Annotated in this window: 21 protein-coding genes; 6 read left to right on the plus strand and 15 right to left on the minus strand. The window is 68.5% G+C overall.

Going from position 1 to position 18917, the window contains the following annotated elements; genetic code table 11:
• Positions 1-166 precede the first annotated feature (166 nt).
• Positions 167-2722 (plus strand): sensor domain-containing diguanylate cyclase, encoded by a 2556-nt coding sequence (locus J2S57_RS18885; protein WP_307244777.1) that lies wholly within the window; start codon positions 167-169, stop codon positions 2720-2722.
• Positions 2723-3031: 309 nt separating this feature from the next.
• Positions 3032-3919, plus strand: a complete 888-nt coding sequence (locus tag J2S57_RS18890; protein ID WP_307244778.1) for a tyrosine-type recombinase/integrase — start codon at positions 3032-3034, stop codon at positions 3917-3919.
• Between the two features lie 277 nt (positions 3920-4196).
• On the opposite strand, the gene J2S57_RS18895 is transcribed toward J2S57_RS18890, so the two are convergent.
• Positions 4197-4406, minus strand: coding sequence for a DUF397 domain-containing protein (locus tag J2S57_RS18895; protein ID WP_307244781.1), 210 nt, complete (start codon positions 4404-4406; stop codon positions 4197-4199).
• Positions 4403-5230, minus strand: a complete 828-nt coding sequence (locus tag J2S57_RS18900) for a helix-turn-helix domain-containing protein (RefSeq protein WP_307244783.1) — start codon at positions 5228-5230, stop codon at positions 4403-4405. The genes J2S57_RS18895 and J2S57_RS18900 overlap by 4 nt, the downstream gene beginning before the upstream one ends.
• A 244-nt stretch (positions 5231-5474) precedes the next feature.
• Between J2S57_RS18900 and J2S57_RS18905 the strand changes: the two genes are divergently transcribed.
• From J2S57_RS18905 to J2S57_RS18920, 4 genes are all read left to right on the plus strand, one after another.
• Positions 5475-5786: a hypothetical protein gene (locus tag J2S57_RS18905; RefSeq protein WP_307244785.1), complete on the plus strand. Its 312-nt coding sequence runs from the start codon at positions 5475-5477 to the stop codon at positions 5784-5786.
• Positions 5783-6055, plus strand: a complete 273-nt coding sequence (locus J2S57_RS18910) for a hypothetical protein (protein WP_307244787.1) — start codon at positions 5783-5785, stop codon at positions 6053-6055. Before J2S57_RS18905 ends, J2S57_RS18910 begins: the two co-directional genes overlap by 4 nt.
• Before the next feature lie 474 nt (positions 6056-6529).
• Entirely contained in the window at positions 6530-7060 is a 531-nt protein-coding gene (locus J2S57_RS18915) for a glycine-rich domain-containing protein (RefSeq protein WP_307244789.1), read from the plus strand.
• Positions 7061-7243: 183 nt separating this feature from the next.
• Positions 7244-7936, plus strand: a complete 693-nt coding sequence (locus J2S57_RS18920) for a phosphotransferase (RefSeq protein WP_307244791.1) — start codon at positions 7244-7246, stop codon at positions 7934-7936.
• Positions 7937-8005: 69 nt separating this feature from the next.
• Here the strand turns inward: J2S57_RS18920 and J2S57_RS18925 are convergent, their stop codons facing one another.
• The 13 genes from J2S57_RS18925 to J2S57_RS18985 form a co-directional block, all read right to left on the minus strand.
• Positions 8006-9358: a fibronectin type III domain-containing protein gene (locus tag J2S57_RS18925; protein ID WP_307244794.1), complete on the minus strand. Its 1353-nt coding sequence runs from the start codon at positions 9356-9358 to the stop codon at positions 8006-8008.
• A complete protein-coding gene (locus J2S57_RS18930) occupies positions 9355-9708 on the minus strand; it encodes a hypothetical protein (RefSeq protein WP_307244796.1) in 354 nt (117 codons plus the stop codon). Before J2S57_RS18930 ends, J2S57_RS18925 begins: the two co-directional genes overlap by 4 nt.
• 11 nt (positions 9709-9719) lie before the next feature.
• Positions 9720-10106, minus strand: a complete 387-nt coding sequence (locus J2S57_RS18935) for a hypothetical protein (RefSeq protein WP_307244798.1) — start codon at positions 10104-10106, stop codon at positions 9720-9722.
• Positions 10096-10515: a hypothetical protein gene (locus tag J2S57_RS18940; protein WP_307244800.1), complete on the minus strand. Its 420-nt coding sequence runs from the start codon at positions 10513-10515 to the stop codon at positions 10096-10098. Before J2S57_RS18940 ends, J2S57_RS18935 begins: the two co-directional genes overlap by 11 nt.
• A complete protein-coding gene (locus tag J2S57_RS18945; RefSeq protein WP_307244803.1) occupies positions 10512-11231 on the minus strand; it encodes a hypothetical protein in 720 nt (239 codons plus the stop codon). Before J2S57_RS18945 ends, J2S57_RS18940 begins: the two co-directional genes overlap by 4 nt.
• 11 nt (positions 11232-11242) lie before the next feature.
• A complete protein-coding gene (locus J2S57_RS18950) occupies positions 11243-11659 on the minus strand; it encodes a hypothetical protein (protein WP_307244805.1) in 417 nt (138 codons plus the stop codon).
• 8 nt (positions 11660-11667) lie between these two features.
• On the minus strand, positions 11668-12213 hold the full coding sequence (locus J2S57_RS18955; protein WP_307244807.1) for a hypothetical protein: 546 nt from the start codon (positions 12211-12213) through the stop codon (positions 11668-11670).
• A 1-nt stretch (position 12214) separates the two neighbouring features.
• Complete coding sequence (locus J2S57_RS18960) at positions 12215-14035, minus strand: hypothetical protein (RefSeq protein ID WP_307244809.1); 1821 nt, start codon at positions 14033-14035, stop codon at positions 12215-12217.
• Between the two features lie 365 nt (positions 14036-14400).
• On the minus strand, positions 14401-16599 hold the full coding sequence (locus tag J2S57_RS18965; RefSeq protein ID WP_307244811.1) for a phage tail family protein: 2199 nt from the start codon (positions 16597-16599) through the stop codon (positions 14401-14403).
• A gap of 124 nt (positions 16600-16723) precedes the next feature.
• The gene (locus tag J2S57_RS18970) at positions 16724-17098 is read right to left on the minus strand and encodes a hypothetical protein (RefSeq protein ID WP_307244814.1); all 375 of its coding nucleotides are present in this window, start codon (positions 17096-17098) and stop codon (positions 16724-16726) included.
• Between the two features lies 1 nt (position 17099).
• Positions 17100-17636: a hypothetical protein gene (locus tag J2S57_RS18975; protein WP_307244816.1), complete on the minus strand. Its 537-nt coding sequence runs from the start codon at positions 17634-17636 to the stop codon at positions 17100-17102.
• Entirely contained in the window at positions 17636-18646 is a 1011-nt protein-coding gene (locus tag J2S57_RS18980; protein WP_307244818.1) for a phage tail tube protein, read from the minus strand. The genes J2S57_RS18975 and J2S57_RS18980 overlap by 1 nt, the downstream gene beginning before the upstream one ends.
• 3 nt (positions 18647-18649) lie before the next feature.
• Positions 18650-18916, minus strand: coding sequence for a hypothetical protein (locus J2S57_RS18985; protein WP_307244820.1), 267 nt, complete (start codon positions 18914-18916; stop codon positions 18650-18652).
• Between the last annotated feature and the right edge of the window lies 1 nt (position 18917).

Raw genomic sequence — 18917 nt, forward strand, 5'->3', positions numbered from 1 at the left:
GCGAGGGGTGACCACCACGTCCATCATCGGGCGGCATCGAGCACTGACTCTGTGTGCCGAGCGGCTGGCCCGATCGGGTGGCCGGGCCCCTCGGGCTCAGGCCCGCCGGGCGTGCCCCCGATCCAGAACCGGACGCTGGATGGGGGATCCGGGGCGAGGAGACGTGGTGCCGACGCTGGCTGCTCGTGCCCTCGTGGTCGTTCTCACCGCGGCGGTGGCCTCGCTGCTGGGCTGGGCCGGGCTCGGGCCGCTGGAGGACGCGTCGGCCTGGGAGCCGGTCTGGTGGCCGCTGTCCGGGTTCGGGGCCGTGCTTCTGGTGTTCGCGTCCCGGCGGTTCTGGCCCTGGATCGTGGCCGGTCTGGCGCTCGGGTCGTCGACGATCGTGCTCTTCCTCGAGCCGGACCTGGTGAATCTCGGCGGTCTGGTGGCCGGTCTGGTCGAGAACGTGCTGATCGCCCTGCTGCTGCGCCGGCTGCGGCCGCGCAGCGCGCTCGACGAGTCGCTGCTCGACACCGTGCGGGTACTGGTCAGCGTGCTGGCCGGGAGCGCCGTGGCATCGGTGGCGTTCGCCGTCGTCGGGGCCTCGAGCGACCGCACGCTCCTCAGCCTGTGGTCGGAGTTCACCCGTAACCACCTGCTGGCCCTGATGCTGGTCTCGCCGTGCCTGGCCGTGAGCATCGACCGCGACGAACTCCTCCTCGAGCTGCGCGAGCACCGCCGGAACCTGGAATGGCTGGCCCAGCTGGGAATCTCGGCCGGGATCACCGCCCTGGTCTTCCTCACCTACCAGGGCGTGGTGGGGTCGTCGATCCTGGTACTGCCGCTGATCTGGGGTGCCCTGCGACTCGGGCCGCTGCGCACGATGATCACGCTGCTGGTGATCGCGACCCTGAGCACGCTCGGCACCAATCACGGTCTGGGCTCGATCGCGGCCCGGGGGAGCGGCGCCGAGGAGGTGCTGACGCTGCAGGTGGCACTGGGCGTGCTGGCCCTGACCACGATGGTGACGTCGGTGGTCGGGCGGCTGCGGGAGCGGGCGATGGCGCTGGTCGAGGAGCGCACCGGTGACCTGAACATGGCCGAGCGGGTGGCCGGGATGGGCTCGGCGCGGTGGGATCCCGCGACCGGGCGCACGATCTGGAGCGAAGGGCTGCACCTGCTGCTCGGCACCGACCCGGGACACGTGCGCCCGAGCCCGGAGGAGTACCTCACCCGGATCCACCCGGACGACCTGGAACGGGTCAGTGAGGACGTCGGACGGCTGGCGCGGGAGGGGAGGGCGTACACGCTGGAGTACCGGATCGTGCGGGACGACGGCGAGACCCGGGACGTGGTGCTGCGCACCGCGACCGAGCGCCGCCCCCGTCTTCACTCCGTCTTCACGGTGGTGCAGGACGTCACCCAGGCCCGCGCCGCGGCCGCCGAGGTGCGCCGCGCGCACGACGAGCTGGCCGCGGTGCTGGACGCCGTGACCGGCACCGCGATCCTCGGCGTGGGCGGACCCGACGGCCTGGTCACGTTCTTCAACATCGGGGCCGAGAACCTGTTCGGCTACCGCGCCGACGAGGTGATCGGGAAGCTCACGGCGCTGCAGATGCACGCACCCGACGAGCACCAGCCGGCCGGCGGGGAGCACCCGTTCGCCACGATCACCACCGCCCTCGACGAGCAGGGCGCCTACTCCGAGCAGCGCACCTTCCTGCGCAAGGACGGCTCGATGTTCCCCGGGCAGCTGACGGTGACCGCCCAGCAGGGGCCCGACGGGCGCCCTCTCGGCTTCATCGGTGTGATCACTGACCTCAGCCGGGTGCTGACGACCCAGGAAGAGCTGGCGGAGAGCGAGAAACGGTTCCGGCTGGCGTTCGACACCTCGCCGATGGGGATGGCGATCGTGTCGCTGGAGCCGGAGAGCGCGGGCCGGCTGCTGCGCGTCAACGGGGCCCTGAGCGAGTTCGCCGGGATCAGTGAGGAACGCATGGTCGGGGCGCCGGTGGGTGACTTCCTGCGTGACGGCGGGCAACTGCACGAGGCGATGGCCAACATCGCCGAGATGGTCGCCGGGCAGAGGGAGTCGTTCACCTCGGAACGCCACCTGGTGCGCCCGGACGGAGGGCAGCGCTGGGGCCGGATCTCGGCCTCGGCGGTGCGGCCCGACGGGGACCGGGAGCCCTACCTGATCATGCTGGTCGAGGACATCACGGCCCGCAAGGAACTCACCGAGCGGCTGCAGCACGAGGCCGCGCACGACTCGCTGACCGGCCTGCCCAACCGCCTGCACCTGCACCGCCAGCTGGAACGCGAGCTGCGGGAACGGCATTCGGGGCACGTCGCGGTGCTGTACCTGGACCTGGACGGGTTCAAGGCGGTGAACGACCTGCAGGGGCACGGCGCCGGGGACGAGCTGCTGGTGCAGGTGGCCGACCGGATCGCGGCGTCGGTGCGTTCGTCCGACGTGGTGGCCCGGCTCGGTGGGGACGAGTTCGCGGTGCTGTGCCCGGGAGTGCCCGACGTCGGCACCGCGATGCGGATCGGCTGGAGCGTGCTGGCGGCGCTGTCGCGGGAGTTCGACCTGAGCGAGACCCGGGCCCGGGTGGGCGCGAGCATCGGGGTGGCCGTGGCGATCGAGGGGGACACCGGTCCCGACCTGCTGCACGCGGCCGATCAGGCGATGTACGCGGCCAAGCGGGCGGGGAAGGGGCGGGTGCAGCTGAACGCGCGGTGACGCGTGAGGTCAGCCGGGCCCCACAACGACGAAAGGGACCCTGTCGGGTCCCTTCGCTGGCTCCCCCCACTGGACTTGAACCAGTAACCCTGCGGTTACTCATCCTTGCAGGTAGTGAAGATATCTGAATCCCGCTCGATTCCAACGTATTCGGGCGCCGATGGTCCAGTAGATCGCCCGATTGCCCCGGTCATACCCCTCCGAACGGATGAGGTCGAAGTCACCAAACGGGTGAGCATTCGAACAGGTGTACGAAAAATTTCGATGATCTCTATACAGGCGAGGGCGGTCTGAGTGAGAGTCAGGGGCATGACGAAATCGACATGGATTCGTGTCACTGACGCCTACCGTGAGGAACTTCTCGCCGCCGGGGGATCTCCCGGCTCTGTCCGGGTCAGAAGCGTCCATCTGCGCAAACTCGAGCGCGAGCTCGAGGCCGCGGGGTACAGCAGCCCCCTGAACGCCACCCGGCAGGACCTGCTGAGCTTCATGGCCAACTCCCGGTGGTCGCCGGAGTACCGGCGCTCGATCCGCTCCACGGTGGTCGGTGTGTACGCCCTGGCGGCCGCCGACGACATGCGGGCCATCCCGGTCAACCCGGCCGACCGCTTGCCTCGTGTCCGGGTGCCGATGGGCGTGCCGCGGCCGGCCTCGGACGAGCAGATCGAGTGGGCCCTCGACCGGGCTGACGAGCGCATCTGGCTCGCGATCATGCTCGGCGCGGTGCCGGGCCTGCGTCGTGCTGAGATCGCCGGGGTGCACGTCGACCACCTGCGCGCCGGCAAGCTGTGGATCAAGGGCAAGGGGGGCAAGGAGCGGGAGGTGCAGGTGCCGCGCGTGATCGGCGACCGCATCCGGTCACAGGCCCACCCGCAGTTCGGGTGGGCCTTCCCGAACTGCTCACCGATGCACCCGCAGTTCCACGGCCGGCACCTCAGCCCCGACCGCATCGGCCACCTGGTCGGCGGCGCACTGCCGAAAGGGGTCACGACGCACCAGCTGCGGCATGCGGCCGCCAGCTACCTGCACAACACGTGCGGACTGTCGATGGAGGAGCTGCGGATCGTGCTCGGGCACGCGAGCATCAGCACCACGCAGCGGTACGTGCGGGCGAACACCGCCCGGGCCGACCAGGCGCTCGAGGGCGCAGCGACCAGATTCGTGCGGCGGCCGGTCCTGCGCTCAATTCCGGCCTGACTCAAGATCTCTACGACAATTGCGAATAGCGCGGGCCGCCAGGCTGGACCCCCGGCGACCCGCTGGCACCGAGACCCCCAAGGAGGGTACGAGCCGCAATGAGAATGCACTCTGCGCCTGTGAAGCGCCACTACGCCACCCCTAGAAGCGCGTTAAGACGTCCACATGACGGCAGTCCGCTGCTGATGTAGCGACACTGCACCAGGAAGGGCCCCGACCGAGCGGGATGCGGTCGGGGCCCTTCTATGTGCGTCGTGCTACTCGCTCAGCCTCAGCCTCAGGCGAGGTGGTCGAGCTCGCCGGCCTTCGCGCCGGCCACCCAAGCTGCGAATGCGGTGCCGTTGAGGTGCAGCGTCGGGCCGTGCCCGTGCTGCTTGGTGTCTCGCACCTCGACGTTGGCGGTCCGCCTCATCTCGACACAGCTGTTCGCTTGAGCGCTCTTCTGAGCCTTGATCCACGTAGAGGGATCGGGGGCGTCTGCCGTCATTCCTGAATCTCCTTGAGCGGGATTGCTTTTCGGCGAATCACGCCGAAAAGGCGGGCGTACTCCTCGACCTGACTCGGGATGTCCCAGTACCTCCCTTCGAGCGCCGACTCTGTGTAGACCACATGCGGGTATCTGCCGTCGGACTGCAGCACCGTGAATGCACCTGTCATCCACGGGTGCAGGCCGCATGAGTAGGCCCACACGCGGATTTCGATGCCCTTCTGTCGGGAGAGGCGCGACAGGTGGGCAAGCTGCTCGGACATCACCTGCGGAGAGCTCAATCGGGCCCGCAGCACGGCCTCGTGGAGCACGAACCGCAACGTCGGGCGGTCCTGGCGGGCGAAAATGCGTTGCTGTCGCTCGAGGCGGAAAGACAGCCTCTGACGGCGTGTCTCAGCGCTTGCACGCGAGTCCAGGTTGATCAGGTGCTCGGCGTAGGCCGGTGTCATCAGCAGGGCGGGCAGGATCTCCGGGGCGTAGTCGAGCAGCCCGGTCGTCGCAGCCTCGAGATCGGCCAGCATCGACACAGGGGACGGGATGGCGTCGCGGTACCGATCTGCCCAGCCGGGATCCTTAGCACCCCGCGCCAGTGCGAGCAGGTCGTCTGCTTCGGAGTCGCTCAGCTTGTAAATCCTTGCCATCTCGAGGACTTGGCCAGTTTTCACGGAGGTGTGGGCGTTCTCGATGCGTGAGATCGTCATTTCGTGCATGCCGATTAGGCCGGCGACATCTTCTTGTGTCAGCTCGGCGTGCTCACGTGCCTCCTTCAGTAGCTTCGCGAGTTGGCGCTGAGCGAGTGAGACGTGCTTGGTTGTGGCCTTCACCGGTGCCCCCTTGGTCCCATCCGTGGCTTTCAGTGTGCCGTGATTACCCAACATTTTGTTGGGTTGTTTTTCTGTTGCCCCAAGCGCAACCGTTTGTAGGCACGAACTTACTGGACGTAGGGGAGTAGCGGGGATGCTTACACGGGGAAGTGCAAGTGCAATGCCGCCCGAAAGGGCTGGCGCTAGAACTGGAATCGACACCAGACCGCCGCCCGCCGCTGGTGCACTCGCCCTGCGGCTGTCGATGATCGAGGAAATCAGCAACGTCGTTGCACGGCTGCGTGACGAGACGAAACCGTCCCCGGTCGATCTGCCGGATGACGTCGACCCCGCCGTCGGCCGGCGTCGAGCTCGGCATGCGCTCACCGCCGTGGTCGAGGTCCTCGAGCAGCATCCGGCCGACGACATGGGACGCTGCAAGCGCTGCCGACGCCGAGCGATCTGCCCCGCCGGCGAGCTCGTGCGTCAGTACGTCCTCGGCTGGATGGTCACCGGTGGTCTGGCTGATCGTCGCGAGGGCGACCCCGCCGCAGTGTCCACCCGGCGCCTGTCGTGACTGCGGCACCGAGGCGGCGTGTAGACCAGCTGCGCATCCAGCAGCTCCGCGACGACGTCGAGGCGCACCTGCGTGCGGCCGGCGTGCGGCCGCTGCTCGTGGCGCCCGCCGGGATCGGCAGCTCCTCCCTCGAGGTAATCCTGCAAAGCACGCGCGGCGACCAGGAGCGCGCGCTCGAGGTGGTCCGCCAGGTCGAGGGCGTGCGTGAAGCTGAGTTCCGTCGAGACACGCAGGCGCCCTCGATCATGAGCGTCGAGCTGCGCTACTAGACCCCGCTGCCCCGGCACGTCCCTCCCGCCCAGATGTCGGGGCAGCGGTCAGACCTCCCGCGACGGCGCGCCTGACGTTCGGCGCCCCCCGCGGGAGGACCCACCACCTGCAGGCCGACGGGGGCTGCCTGCGGGGCTGTGAAGGGCGTCGCGATCCGGGCGACCGACGCCGGCAGGGACGGGCCCCAGCGGGAGTCTCGGGCCCGTCCCTGCGAATTGAGCCCGCCCGCCCCCGGCACACGGATGATGCCGGACGCCCAGCGGGAGCACGGGACGCTGACGGGGCATCAGCGTCACAGCGAGGGGATGGACCGCACTTGAGCGGCCCGTCCCCTCGCTGTGCGCTCTGAAACCATCTGAAACGACACTGGTTTCGCACTGCACTCATAAAAAATGGCTGTTGTGAAACAAGTTACGTTGATCCAATCTCTTACGTGTGGCCACACAAGCAAATCCACGCCGAAGGGAAGACAGATGACCATCATTGACGCCCCCGCTTCGCGGGTCGGCCGGACACTGATCTCGGATCAGCTCTTCGAGAGGCTCACCGCCCGCATCCGGGCCGAGCACCCCGAGCTCGCCGAAGGCATGCCCGAGCGCATCATGGACCAGGCCCTCGGATTCCTCGGGACCTGCGCCGTCACCGACCGGGCAATCGGGCCGAGCGACCTCGTCGACATCGGCTGGCACACGTTCATCCTGTACACCAGGGAGTATCAGGCCTTCTGCGATCAGGTCGCGGGCCGGTTCATCCACCATGTGCCCGACGACCTGCCGGTCGACACGGAGACTCTGCCGATCCCGGATGATCTGCCGAGCGGCGAGCCCCGGCCGGCGGAAGCACCGCGCCTGTCCGACTCCATCACCGCCATCCGGCAGGCCGGGTACTCGATCGACATGCCCCTGTGGCGTGGCGAGGCGGCCTGCGACTCCGGCGGCGACGGCAGCGGCACCGGGTCGTGCTCGCAGTGTCACCAGGGGTGCACCGACAGTCCCAAGCCGTAACCACCGTGCTGCGGCGTACGGCATAGTCTCGCCGTACGCCGCAGCACCACCCAGGGGGACGAGATGCGCACGCAGTGGCACCAGCTTCCGGCCGACGTTCGATCCGCCATCGAGCAACACGTCGGCGATCTGCGAGAGGTGACGCATGTGGCTGCCGGGTCGTCCTCTGACCTCGTCGCGATCTTGCACACGCGTACGGGCTCGGTCTTCTGCAAGGGGACCGCGATCGACAACCCGCAGGCGTGGATGCATCGCCGCGAGGCCGTGCTGAACCCGCACGTGCCGCGCGATCTCGCCCCGCGTCTGCGCTGGCAGGTAGCCGCCAGCGGCTGGCTCGTGACTGGATTCGACCGCGCGCCCGGCCGCCACGTCGACATCGCACCGGACTCGGCCGACCTGCCCCTGCTCACGGCCACCCTGACAGCGATGTCCACTACGCCAGCCCCGGGCCCGCCGGTCAAGATCCTGACCGCCGGTGAACGGTGGGGCGGCCGCATCAGCCCTGAGCTGCTTGCCGGCGACGTGCTGGTGCACTCGGACGTCACCCCGAAGAACTTCCTCGTCGACGACGCCCACGGGCGGATCGCGGTGGTCGACTGGTGCACGCCGGTGCGCGGCGCTGCCTGGATCGACACGGCGCTCATGATCGTGCGGCTCATTCGAGCCGGGCACACACCGGCGCAGGCCGAGGCGTGGGCCGCCCAGGTCCCGGCGTGGGCCGACGCCACCCCGACCACAGTGACCCTGTTCGCTCGAGGGACCGCCGACCGGATCGCCGCGACCAACGCCCAGACACCGGCCGTGCACCTGCGGGAGCTGGCGGCGGCCGCCGACGCGTGGGCTCGCCACCGCGCGGCGGAACCGGCGCACGTCTGACCGGCAAACGACGAAACGCCCCGGCCCGCATTGTGCGGGCCGGGGCGTCGTTCGTTGCGAAAGAGAAAGTTACCAGCCGGACTTGAGGGCCCCGAGAACCTCGGACCGCCAGTTCGGGTTGGCGTCGATCGTGTGGTTGAGCTCCTTCGGTGCGCCCTCGTGATCGTAGATCGTGAAGTAGGCGAGGCCGGCGCCCTTGTTCTTCCGGATGTAGTCGACCATCCGGCGGGCGAACCCTGCGCCGTCGCCGCCGTAGTCCTTCGACGCTGGGTTCGCCGGGCCGGTCTCGTCCACCGACCATTGCGCGCCCATCACCGAGGCCAGAGCCCGCTGCGACGTCAGCCCCGGCACCTGAGCAACCGCGGCCGCCCAACCCGCGTCGTCGTTCTGCGGCGGCCAGAAGTTGTAGTGATCCAGGCCCACGATGTTCGTGGCCCCGGGCACGAACACGTCGGCCCCGGTGACCCGGTTCGCTGTCTGCGGGCCCTTGTTCGCTGTCTGCGCCCACAGTGGCTTGGTGATCCCGGCGGCCCGGAAGGTGGTCACCGTGACGAGCCACGCGGCCTTGAACAGCGCGGCTCCCCCGTTCGTGGTCGACCACGCGTACCAGACGCCGTTGTACTCCCAGCACAGCCGCAGCACGACGTTCTCGCGGTTGAGTCCGTACTTCAGGATGAGCGCCGCGATCTTGCGGTGCAGCGCGACGTAGCCGCCCTTCGCGGCCTTCGCGTTCATCCCGGAGCCCTCGGATTCCGGCGCCCACGGCAGGCTGATCACGACCACGCGTCCGGTCGCCGCGATCTCGCCGGCCTGCCGCCAGAACTGCTCGTTGAGGAACCGTTCCTCGGTCTCGCGCCACGCGTAGGTGAGCAGCCCGTCGACCTGCACCCCGTACTTCCGTTCCCACGCGGTCAGCTCGGTCAGGGTCTGCGGCCCGAACACGATCACGTTGGTGCCGGTCTTGGATCGACCGACCGGGGCGAGCTTTCCCGGGGTGCCCGGGGCCGGCGGATCGACCGGCTTGGGTTCCGGCAACGTCGTCACCGAGATCTCGCCCAGGGCCAGATCGGCCCCGTCCGCGCCGATCGCGTCAACGCCGAACGTGTAGCGGGTCTCGGCCTTGAGCTTGAGGAAGGTGTGCGCGGTCGCCGGTGCCGTCAGGGTCTCTCGCCAGATTCCGTGCCCGTCCCGGTCGACGCCGTCCCGGACCAGCACGTAGGACGTGGCCCCGGGCACCGGCTCCCAGGCCAGCGCGACGCCCTGCTCGGTGGTCTGCGTGACCCGCGGCTTGATCGTGCCCACGGCCGGCGCTTCGGGCTCCGGGTCGGCCGGCTGCAGACCGGCCGCCCACCCGGCGGCCGCGGCCGCCAACGTGTCCTGCAGCTGCTCGAGCTGCTCGTCGGTGAACTCCCGAGGTGTCACAGCCTTCCGCCTCTCTCGCGGTACTCGCGCATCGCCGCGGTGATGCGCTTGCTCAGCTCGTCAGGGGTGTCCAGCGGTGCCGTCAGCCTGATAGTCAGCGGCCCGTCGGTCTCGGGCAGCGGCAGGTCGGTCTGCCGGTTCCCGAGGCCGTAGCCCTGCACCAGCGGGGTCACGGCGGCCAGTGCGCCGGTGAGGGCCAGGGCCAGGACGGCGCCGAGCTCGGCCTGCCCCTCGAGCCACGGCACGAGCTCGGTGCCGGCCCAGGACAGGCCGCCAGCGGCGAGCACCAGGGCGGCGTGCCGGACGGGCAGCGGCAGGCGCGCGATGCGATCGGTGATGGATCTGGACATGGTGAGGCCTCCTACAGGTGGTGCGGGTCGGGGGCAGGCATCGTGAATCCGGGGGGCCAGGACAGCTCGAGCTGCGTCACCCGGCTGTTTGCCCGTGCAAGAGAACGTGATTGGTCAGAGAGTGTGGACTCGAGATCGGCGATGCGCTGGTCACGCTCGCTGACCTGCCGCCGTAGGCCGTCCACCTCGGTACGAAGTCCGTCGACCTCGGTCCGCAGACCGGACACCTGTGCCTTCAGGGCGTCGACGGCCTCGGTCCATCCTTCCTCGCCGCGGCTCTCCCGCTCGGCGCGCCGCTCGATCCACACCTTGATCGTCGGCCCGAAGATGAAGGTGATCGCCGCGACCAGGACCGAGGCGGCCCCGGCGGCGAGGGGGACGACGAGCTCAGGAGACACTCGCACCGCCTCGGGCCTGCAGGTGGATCATCGCGAGGGTCACAACGACCCGGTAGACAAGCAGCCCGGTCGCGGCGATGAGCGCGGCTGCGAGGGCGTATTGGCCAGAAGTGGAGTGGCCCAGCAGCAGTGCGCACGCCCAGGAGATGAATCCGCCGGCCGAGAGGCTGCAGCCCGCGAGCTTGAGCCGTAGCCAGCCCGACAGCGTGCCGATCGCCGAGCTCACGCCGCCTAGGCCGATCAGTGCGGGCCAGAGCCACTCGAGCGTTCCCAGGGCCAGCGCGAGCGAGGCCGGCGCGCCCCGGCTGGCCATGACGGCCGCCACGATCAGCAGGCCGTCGCAGGCGACCTCGGAGCCGCGGGCGGCCGCCGTCGCCCAGGGCGGGAACGGGGGCGACGGGAAGGTCACTCGCGGGCCCGCAGGATCTTGAGGATCTCGGCCTGCTGCGCGTTGGTCGAGGCGACCAGGGTGCGCACCTCACGCAGCAGCTTGTAGAGCCGGAAGAGCCCGGGGCCGCCCCACTTCAGGATGTAGAGCAGCGAGACCTCGGCGTCCGCCTTGCGCGGGATGTCGGGCATGGTCATCTCGGCAGCGTCGGCCGGGGTCAGCTTCGTCTGCGCGAGCATGCCCTCGGTGAACAGCTGCTTGCCGTCGATCTTCGTGTCGGCCATGTCGATCGTCTCCTTCCCCGGGGTGGCGCTCTGCCATCCCCAGCTGCGCCCGTCGTCGTAGCGGCCCTTCGATGCCAGCACCGAGACGTGCACGTGCTTCGTGTGGCTGTTCGGGCCGGAGTACGGCCTCCACGACCAGTTTTCGCGGGTACCAGAGCAGATGCGCCGGTCGCTGATGATGTACTTCACGCGGGTCTCGGTGCCGGCCTTGCAGCGCGCGCGCAGCCAGGCCGCGAAGCTCGAGGCGTCGAACCCGGCGCCCGGATCGTCTGTGAAGTCCCGGGCGGTCACCACGCCGATGCCGGCGTCCTGCACCCACGGGTTGTGGTCGCTTTCCCGGCTGGCGTGCGCGGCGTCGCCGATGCCGCCGTCGCTGTCCTTCGACCGCTGCGGGGATCGACCGTTGATCTCGGCCAGCAGCTTGTCCAGGCTCTTCGCCATTCTCCAAGCCATGATCGCTCTCCCTACTCGAATCGGTCGATCTCACGGGCCTCGGTGCCGTCCCAGTCGCCCCAGGGGTATGCGGGCGACAGGTCGAGCTCATCGATCGAGGCCTTCGCCGCGGCCACGTAGTCCGGGCCCGAGATCCGGATCAGCCGGCGGAGGTGCATGCGCGTCATGAGCACGCCGTCCTCGACCTGCGCGGTGACCGTGCCCTCGGTGAGCACGCCGTCCTCACGGCGGATCCGCAGGGGATCGGTGCCGTTCCAGCCGTCGACGCCGGCCGGGAACCCCCAGTCGTTACCGAGCAGCCAGGTCAGCAGGTGCGCCAGCGCGGCGGGCTGCGGTGCGGTCATCGGGATCGGGTCGACGCTGCCGCCGCTGGCCCCGGACAGCTCGAGGTACGTCTCGCCGCTGTCGTGAATGATTTTCGCGAGCACTGCTCTCCTTAGCTTGTGCCGATGAGGATGGCCTGAATACCGGTGCGACGAATGCCCAGGATCAGGCCCAGGTTTCCGCCGCTGTTCTGATAGGCGAACATCTCGATGTAGTCACCCGCGCTGAAGACGCGCGACCAGTTCTGCTCTAGAACAGTGTTTTTCCCTGCGGTGGCAGCTGCCGCAGTGGCTTCCGACATCAGGGACCCGCCGGTGTAAAGACCGTTCGCATTGAGGCGCGTCTCGCACGCACGGAAGCCAGTTGCATTCGGCTCGAACGTCATTCGCGCGGTGACCTGATATCGACCCGCGGTCTGAAAAACGATCCGGCTGTTCGACGTGGCGTTGTCGTGCATCCCGTCTCGGTCAAAGTCCTCCGTCTCCATGCCGATCGCGTTCGACCAGGACGCGGTGGAAATGGTGGCGGTCGCGGCCGACCTGTACGCGGACACCGCCGGCGGGTTCAGCAGGTAATCGAGGTAGTCCTTCACTGCGTTCCGGTCGGACGCGGTGGCCCGCTGGCCCGCAGTCACATAAGGCAGTGTGGGGATGGGCATCTCAGGCTCCGTATCCGGCTTGGGGGTACAACTGCACGGCGGTGCCGGCCGCGTGCGCCCGGGCCACGGAGCCCAGGACGCCGCGCACGACCGTCACGGTCTGCGGGCTGGTCGCGGACGCTGGCGCACTCGGCACCTGCATGTACTCGCCGTTGACGTGCAGCCAGAGCGGGTACTGACCGGCTGCGGCCGTCAGCACCGGCCCGGACGCGGTGGTGATCGTCAGGGCCGTCGCGGTGGCGCTGATCGCGCCGATGGTCGCCTGCACACCGTCGAAGTCGTACCGGCCGTAGACCGCGTCGTCGTAGACGAGCTCGGCCGGGGTGTCGGCCGGCACCGTGTTGAAGACGATCCGGCAGGACTGCTGCAGGCCGCCGGTGCCGGTCTCGAGCTCGCCCCACTCTTCCTTCCATCCGATGATGTGCACGTCCCTGTAGGCGTACCCGAACTGGCTTGCCTCGAGCCCCTGCAGGCGCACCCGCACGCCCGGGCGCAGCTGCGTCAGCACCCAGGACCACAGATCCTGCACCGCCGATCCGACGTCGACACCGAACTGCGAGATCCGGAGCCGACGGCCCCGGCGCACGTACCAGGCAGCCAACGACCGGGAGTCAGCCGGAGAGACGGTGAAGGCATCGACGCTGGATCCGTCGCGGCGCTCCCTTGTCTCCATGACGGAATCCACGAAAGTCCCGTCACCGAGCGGTGATTGGACGGTCTGTCGGGTCGGATTTTCCTGCGCGCCCCGCCGCCACACCTGCCCGGCATCGACGTCGTCGTCCGGGCCGACCGTGAGCGTCAGGCTGACCGTGGTCGGCCGCATCTGCGTGCCGTCGATCAGCTCGACCACGTCGTCCGCGTACCGGGTCCACAGCATGCCTGAGACCGTGCGAGCGAGGACCTGAGCGACGTCCGTGACCGACTGGCCGATGCTCGAGCCCTGCGCGACGTTCCGGAGGGTCCCGTCGCCGGTGTACGCCGCCGAGAACCCGCCCCAGACAGCGTAATCGCCCAACCACCTGTCGGTGGCCGTGCTGATGTTGTTGTTCTGGCTGTACCTTTCGAAACCGCTGCCCGCCCCCGTCGACATGATCACGCAGGCCACCGACATCGGGACGCTGCGCGCCTTGATGTTCCCCACCGCGGCCCCGTTGGCCTTGGTCGCGAAGTTGGGCTTCATGTCGCCGGCGAACACGATGTAGCTGCAGGCCGCCGTGTCGACCGGGACCAGGCCGCCGAACGAACCGCCTGTGAAGCTGTCGTAGGCCAGATAGCCGGGATTCGTTGTGTCGCCCGGGTTTGCCGACAGGTAGAAGGAGTGCCAGGCACCGTCCACCGGGCCGGTGTCCATCACGTAGAAGGAGGTAGCGACCCCGGCCGGGGTGAACGCGTACTCGAAACGCAGCTGCGGGTTGGCGTTAGCGAGGGTGACCCGCCACAGCAGGTTGTAGCTCGCGTCGAAACCGGCCGCGATCACGCCCACGTCGTCCAAGGGAGGGGCCGTACCGAGAGGGAGCCGAAACCAGAAGCCCAGCGAAAACAGTGGGCTCACGCTGGTGGCCTGCGACTGGCAGACCAGCACGGGCCCGCGAGCCTTGTTCGGCCTGAAGTCGACTGCGCCCTCGACGGCCAGCCCGGCCGGCTCGATGTAGCTGCAGGCGCCGCGGCCGTCCTTTGGGTCGACCATCGTGGCCGAGCTCCGCCCGTCGACCGGCTTGCCGACGTTGTGCGGGCGCCGCGGCCGGCCGTTCGTGATGAACGGCCAGGCGTCGAACCAGCCGGGCGCGCTTGACCGGAACCGCTCGATCGTGTCCGAGTCCATGGCACGCCGAGCTAGGCCGCCGGTCCGGTCCAGCGCGGTAATGGTCACGGTCGAAAGACGTTGATCAGTATCGGTGTTCACGACCCATGTCTTGATCCGGAACACGCCGCGCCGGTAGGTCGTCGCGTTGTGCACGATCGACCACCGGCAGCGGATGCCCTCCTGAATGCGGTCCCAGTACGGGGACAGCGGGTTGTCCGGCGTGAACCTGCCATCGTAGTTCTCGAGGCTGGCCCGGATGCTGCCAGGGCCGCCGTCGTCGCCCCAGTTGCTCGACCCGAACTCAACTTCGACCCCGGGCTGAGTCCAGGCCGTGACATCGGTCCAGACTCCGCTCGTGAACTCAATTTCCAGGACGCCCGGCACTAGATCGACCCACCTTGGAAAGTCCCCACCGGGATCGACCCGCCGTTCGACTTGTACTCGGACATCGCCTTGATGAGCGCCTTCGCGATCTGCTCCGGCGTCCCGAACGGGGCGTTGATGTTGATCGTCAGCCCGCCGCCACCGCCCGAGCTGCCGCCTACGCTCGAACGGGTCTTCTTCGGTGCGTGCCTGCTGGTGATGTCAGCGATCTCGCCGCGGGCTCCGGCGAGCCGGTTGGCGATGCTCTCCTTGGTCGCGCTCGTCCTTCCGAGAGCACCTGCCCTGCTCACCGTGGCCAGGACAGACGACCCCTTCCGGGCGACCGTCAGCGCGGCGCTCATCTCCTTGCTGACTCCCGGGGCGCCCTTCCGGATGCCGGAAGCCACCAGATCCATCAACCTCTTGCCGGCGCCGCCGTTGTTCCAGTTCTTCAGAGGGCCGGTGCGGATCGGGGATCCGGGGAGCATGCCCTTGATCCGGCCGAGCCCGGACTTCACGGCGTCGACGGCACCGCCCATCGCGTTCGTGATGCCTCGGGTGAGCCCCTTGATCAGCTGCGCGCCAGCGTTGTAAAGCGCGCTAGGGCTGAAGATTGAGCGGATCTTGCCCAGGATGTCGCGGGCCTTCGTGACGATCGTCTGCAGCAGCTCCCGATGCCGCTGCACCGCAGTCCGCACGAATCCGGTAACTGCCGACCAAACCCGCTGCGCGGCAGTCGAGATCGCCCGCCAGGCGCCTACGGCGAAGCTTCGCAGACCCGAGAGGATCGCGCGCACCGTACCGATGTAGAAGCGCACGTAGCCTGCAATGAGCTTGAACGCGAGCTGAGCCGCGACCTGAACGGCTTTCCAGACGACCTCTCCGACCCGCTGGATCGCGGGCCACGCTTTCGCCCACAGCTGCTGAAACCACGTGGTGCGCTTAGCGATCACCACGACGATCGCCACGAGCGCCGCGATCGCGATCACCACCAGACCGATGGGGTTCGCGCTCATCGCAGCGTTCAGGAGCCACTGTCCCGCCGTCCAGACCTTGGTGGCCACAGCGGCGAGGGTCGCGTAGCCGTTGTAGGCGGCCATCGCCACCTGGTACGCCACGAATCCCGCGACGATCGCGGTCAGCACCGGCGGCGGCACCGCAGCGATGAGCTGAGCCAGGGCCCCCGCGATCGCGAGGGACACAGGGGCCAGCGGCGTGACCGCCTGAACCAGAGTCACCAGCGACGTCCCGATCGACGTCAGCAGCGACATGAGGGCAGGGCCCTGGGAGCTGGTGTAGCTGACGAACGTGGTCCAACCGCCACCCTGACCGAACGCGGCGAGCTTCCCGGACATCTGGGTCAGCCAGATCAGAAAGCCCTGTCCCTGCCCCGCAGAGAGCTTGAACAGAGGGCCGAAGCCGCGGGCCAGATTCCGCAGAATTACCTCGAAGCTCGCGAACGCTCCGGTGGCCTGCGCCGACAGGAAAAGCACCAGATCCCTCAGGCCGCCCGAGTCGGCCCACTCCTTCAGCCTGTCCAGGAATCCGCCGGCCGATCGGGCAGCAACGTCGAAAAGCGGCTGAGCCTCGGCGAGCCCAGCCTTGATCAGCCCATACCCCTGGCTCAGGATCCCGTACGTGGCCGGCTTGTTCTTGTCGACGAACCCCTGCCACGCGGCAGCCATCGATCGGTACTCCTGCACCGCCTGACGCTGCTTCGGCGGCATCAGCGCCAGGGCGTCGGCATATTCCTGCTGCGCCTTCGTCTGAGCCTTGAGTGCGGCCGTCCGGGCCTCGCCGTCGCCTCGCTGCGTAGCAGATGCCGCAGCCTGGTTCGCAGCGTCGATCTTCTCCTGCAGCGAATCCAGATCGTCTGCTGACTCCTTCACCTCTTCGAGGGTCGAGGTGAAGACGGCACCGAAGAGCTTCCCGGCCGCGCCGGCCCCGGCCAGCGCCCCCGTCAGCCCGACGACCAGCGGCACGGCCGCGGCCACGCCCGGCACGATCGCGGGGCCGATCAGGGCGCCAGCCACGGCCAGCGCCTTAAACTCGAACGCGGCCTTCTCAGCGCTGTCCCCGGCCTTGTCGAGGCCCTCGCTCGAGTCGGCGCCGGCCTTCTTCGCCTTGCGGCCGGCCCGGTCGAGGTTGTCGGCGAACTTGTTGAGGCCGCGGTCGGAGTGGTCCCGAACGATGAGGTCGAAGGATAGGCTCTCGCTCATTTGTCAGCCTTCCTCAGTTCTTTCGCCGTGCTGACGAACGCGTCGAACTCGTCGACGAGCAGCTCGTCGACTTCGCGGGGGATCAGGTGGAAGTGGTACGCCAGGTCGACGAGGAACTCCGCCCTCAGGCGGGCGTACTCGTCGGCTGCTCGGAACTCGTACTGGCGGGAGTTCCCGCGGGGTCGGCCGGCGCCGACCCGGCCGTAGGGTCCGGCTCGCCCTCGCCCTGGTCTTCGGTCTCGTCGTCTTCGGCGAGGTCGTCGGGCACGTGAATGTCGAAATCGTCGATGGCAAGCCGCTCGAACGCCTTGGCGGTCAGGGTCTTGTTCTGCCGGCGGACCGCGAAGAAGCAGGACATCAGAGCACGGGTTCCGTTCCCGACCTCGGCGAAGTCGAGGTCGAGGTGCCGCTGCGCCCAGAGCACCTCGCCCACGGTCGGCCTTTCGATCATCACGTACTCTTTGCCGTCGGGCTTATACGTGAAGTGAATCGCGACCACGCTATTTCTCCAGTTCCTGCAGCGCTTTTCGCGCCGCTTCTCGAATCCTCTTGATGGCGGCCGGGCCATGTTCGCTGACTGCCCGGTCGAACCACCCTGCCGGGGTTATCTTTTGAGTGACCCAGGCGGAGGTGTTGCCGAATACCGGGTGGCGCCACTGTCCCTTGTTCGTCGCCCTGATCAGGGCCCGCTGAGACTCGGGCAGGTACTTCCCGTCGACCCGTACGCGGACCCCGGTCCGGAATCCCGAGTAGGTGATCTTGCGGGTGACGCCCTTGGCGATTGACTCTCGTAGGCCGGTTTTCCCGGTCGCGCCCCGCTTGGATCGGGCGGCGTTGGCGGCACCGCGCTGAGCAGCGCCACCGCCGCGGACCCCTCGCACCTGTGTGCCCTTGATGTTCGCCTTCGCGGCCCGCTCGATCGGGGCTGTCGCGTCCTTGATCTCCTTGGACAGCGTGCGCTTGATCTGCGGTGGTGCGCCTTTCATTCGAGCGATGACCCGCTCGAACTCTTTCGAGGGGGTGAGCTCGACGTCCATCAGAGTGCCGTGTCCGCGGTCCGGTAGCCGATGTAGAACAGATCGTGGGTGTTGTTGTAGGTCACCTTGCCGGTGATGCCGACGACTGCCGTCTCGTCCGCCATCCCTGGCGTGACCGGGCTCTCGAGGAACAGCTGCGGGATCGCCACTTGCAGCTGGCTGTTGCCGGATCCCACGACCTCGGTAGTGGTGTGCGTGACGGTGACCGGCAGGCCGGTGCCGGCCAGATATGCCGTGCGCAGGGTCGTGTCGTTGTACTCGACGTCGGCTGTGAACTCGGGCTCGAGGATGCCCACAGTCGGCTGGTTGCGACCGCCCAGCACCCACCGTTCGATGTCCGCGTTCTGCTCCCACTCGAGCTTCCACGAGCGGATCGCACCGAACGGAGTCAGGCCGCTGGCCAGCGTGGTGGTGGTCGGCGCGACCAGGGTGCCGCCGACCCCCGCAGCGCCCTGGGAGTGGTCGAAGAGGTACGACGCAGCGGTGTACGACGCCACTGCCAGCGGCACTCCGGTCTGATACGAGCGCGCGTCGAAAGTCACCTGCACCGTGAGGATGTCGTCCTCGGGGCACTCGATCTCCGCCGAAACCGCAGTGCAGCCGCCGAAGGTTTCGGTGTCGACCGTGCCGTCGTTGCGCACCTTGGCCAATTGGATCGTGTACGACTTGGGCATCACGGTGCCGGGGATGCTCGGCGTGAAAAGCTGCAGGCTGCCGCCGGTGATCGCGGTGACCGTGCCCGCTCCTGCGGCGGCCTCGAGCAGCAGACCGAACTGCCGGCTCCCGGCCTCGGCCTTGATGACGACTTCGCCCTGACCGATGGGCAGCACGCGCCGATCGCCGCGGAACCCACGGCGGGTGCTGACCATGACGCCCTGGCCCTGGCGCTGCCGGGTGTCCCAGTTGCCCTCGGTGCCGTCGAGGTACGGCACGAACCGATCAACGGTAACCGGCGTGTTGTAAGAACTTTCGGCCTTGATGCCGACCTGGTGTTCCATCCTGTTGGCCATGCGTCAGGCCTCCGTTCGCGGTGCAGAGAGATCGGCGGGGCCGAGCTCGGGGTCGATCCACACGTCGTGCTGAGCCAGCAGGCCTCGGCCGGGGTCGGTCATGTGCGTGGTCCGCGGTTCCCAGGTCGGTGGCTCGCCGGCCACCTCGTCCGGGAGCTCGACGTCCCGGCCGACCTCGACCCGGGTGTCGAGCCCGTAGTCGGCCAGCACCGGGACGATGCGGCACTCTCCCGGCTGCAGCGCCGGGTCGATCAGTCTTACGGTTCGCACC

Source organism: Kineosporia succinea, from assembly GCF_030811555.1.
Taxonomy (GTDB): Bacteria; Actinomycetota; Actinomycetes; order Actinomycetales; family Kineosporiaceae; genus Kineosporia; species Kineosporia succinea.

What these genes read in the sequence shown, in the direction of transcription:
- J2S57_RS18890 (WP_307244778.1), top strand. Translation starts at nt 3,032, where the DNA reads ATGACGAAATCGACATGGATTCGTGTCACTGACGCCTACCGTGAGGAA.
- J2S57_RS18895 (WP_307244781.1), bottom strand. Translation starts at nt 4,406, where the DNA reads ATGACGGCAGACGCCCCCGATCCCTCTACGTGGATCAAGGCTCAGAAG.
- J2S57_RS18905 (WP_307244785.1), top strand. Translation starts at nt 5,475, where the DNA reads ATGATCGAGGAAATCAGCAACGTCGTTGCACGGCTGCGTGACGAGACG.
- J2S57_RS18915 (WP_307244789.1), top strand. Translation starts at nt 6,530, where the DNA reads ATGACCATCATTGACGCCCCCGCTTCGCGGGTCGGCCGGACACTGATC.
- J2S57_RS18930 (WP_307244796.1), bottom strand. Translation starts at nt 9,708, where the DNA reads ATGTCCAGATCCATCACCGATCGCATCGCGCGCCTGCCGCTGCCCGTC.
- J2S57_RS18945 (WP_307244803.1), bottom strand. Translation starts at nt 11,231, where the DNA reads ATGGCTTGGAGAATGGCGAAGAGCCTGGACAAGCTGCTGGCCGAGATC.
- J2S57_RS18955 (WP_307244807.1), bottom strand. Translation starts at nt 12,213, where the DNA reads ATGCCCATCCCCACACTGCCTTATGTGACTGCGGGCCAGCGGGCCACC.
- J2S57_RS18960 (WP_307244809.1), bottom strand. Translation starts at nt 14,035, where the DNA reads ATGGACTCGGACACGATCGAGCGGTTCCGGTCAAGCGCGCCCGGCTGG.
- J2S57_RS18965 (WP_307244811.1), bottom strand. Translation starts at nt 16,599, where the DNA reads ATGAGCGAGAGCCTATCCTTCGACCTCATCGTTCGGGACCACTCCGAC.
- J2S57_RS18975 (WP_307244816.1), bottom strand. Translation starts at nt 17,636, where the DNA reads ATGGACGTCGAGCTCACCCCCTCGAAAGAGTTCGAGCGGGTCATCGCT.
- J2S57_RS18980 (WP_307244818.1), bottom strand. Translation starts at nt 18,646, where the DNA reads ATGGCCAACAGGATGGAACACCAGGTCGGCATCAAGGCCGAAAGTTCT.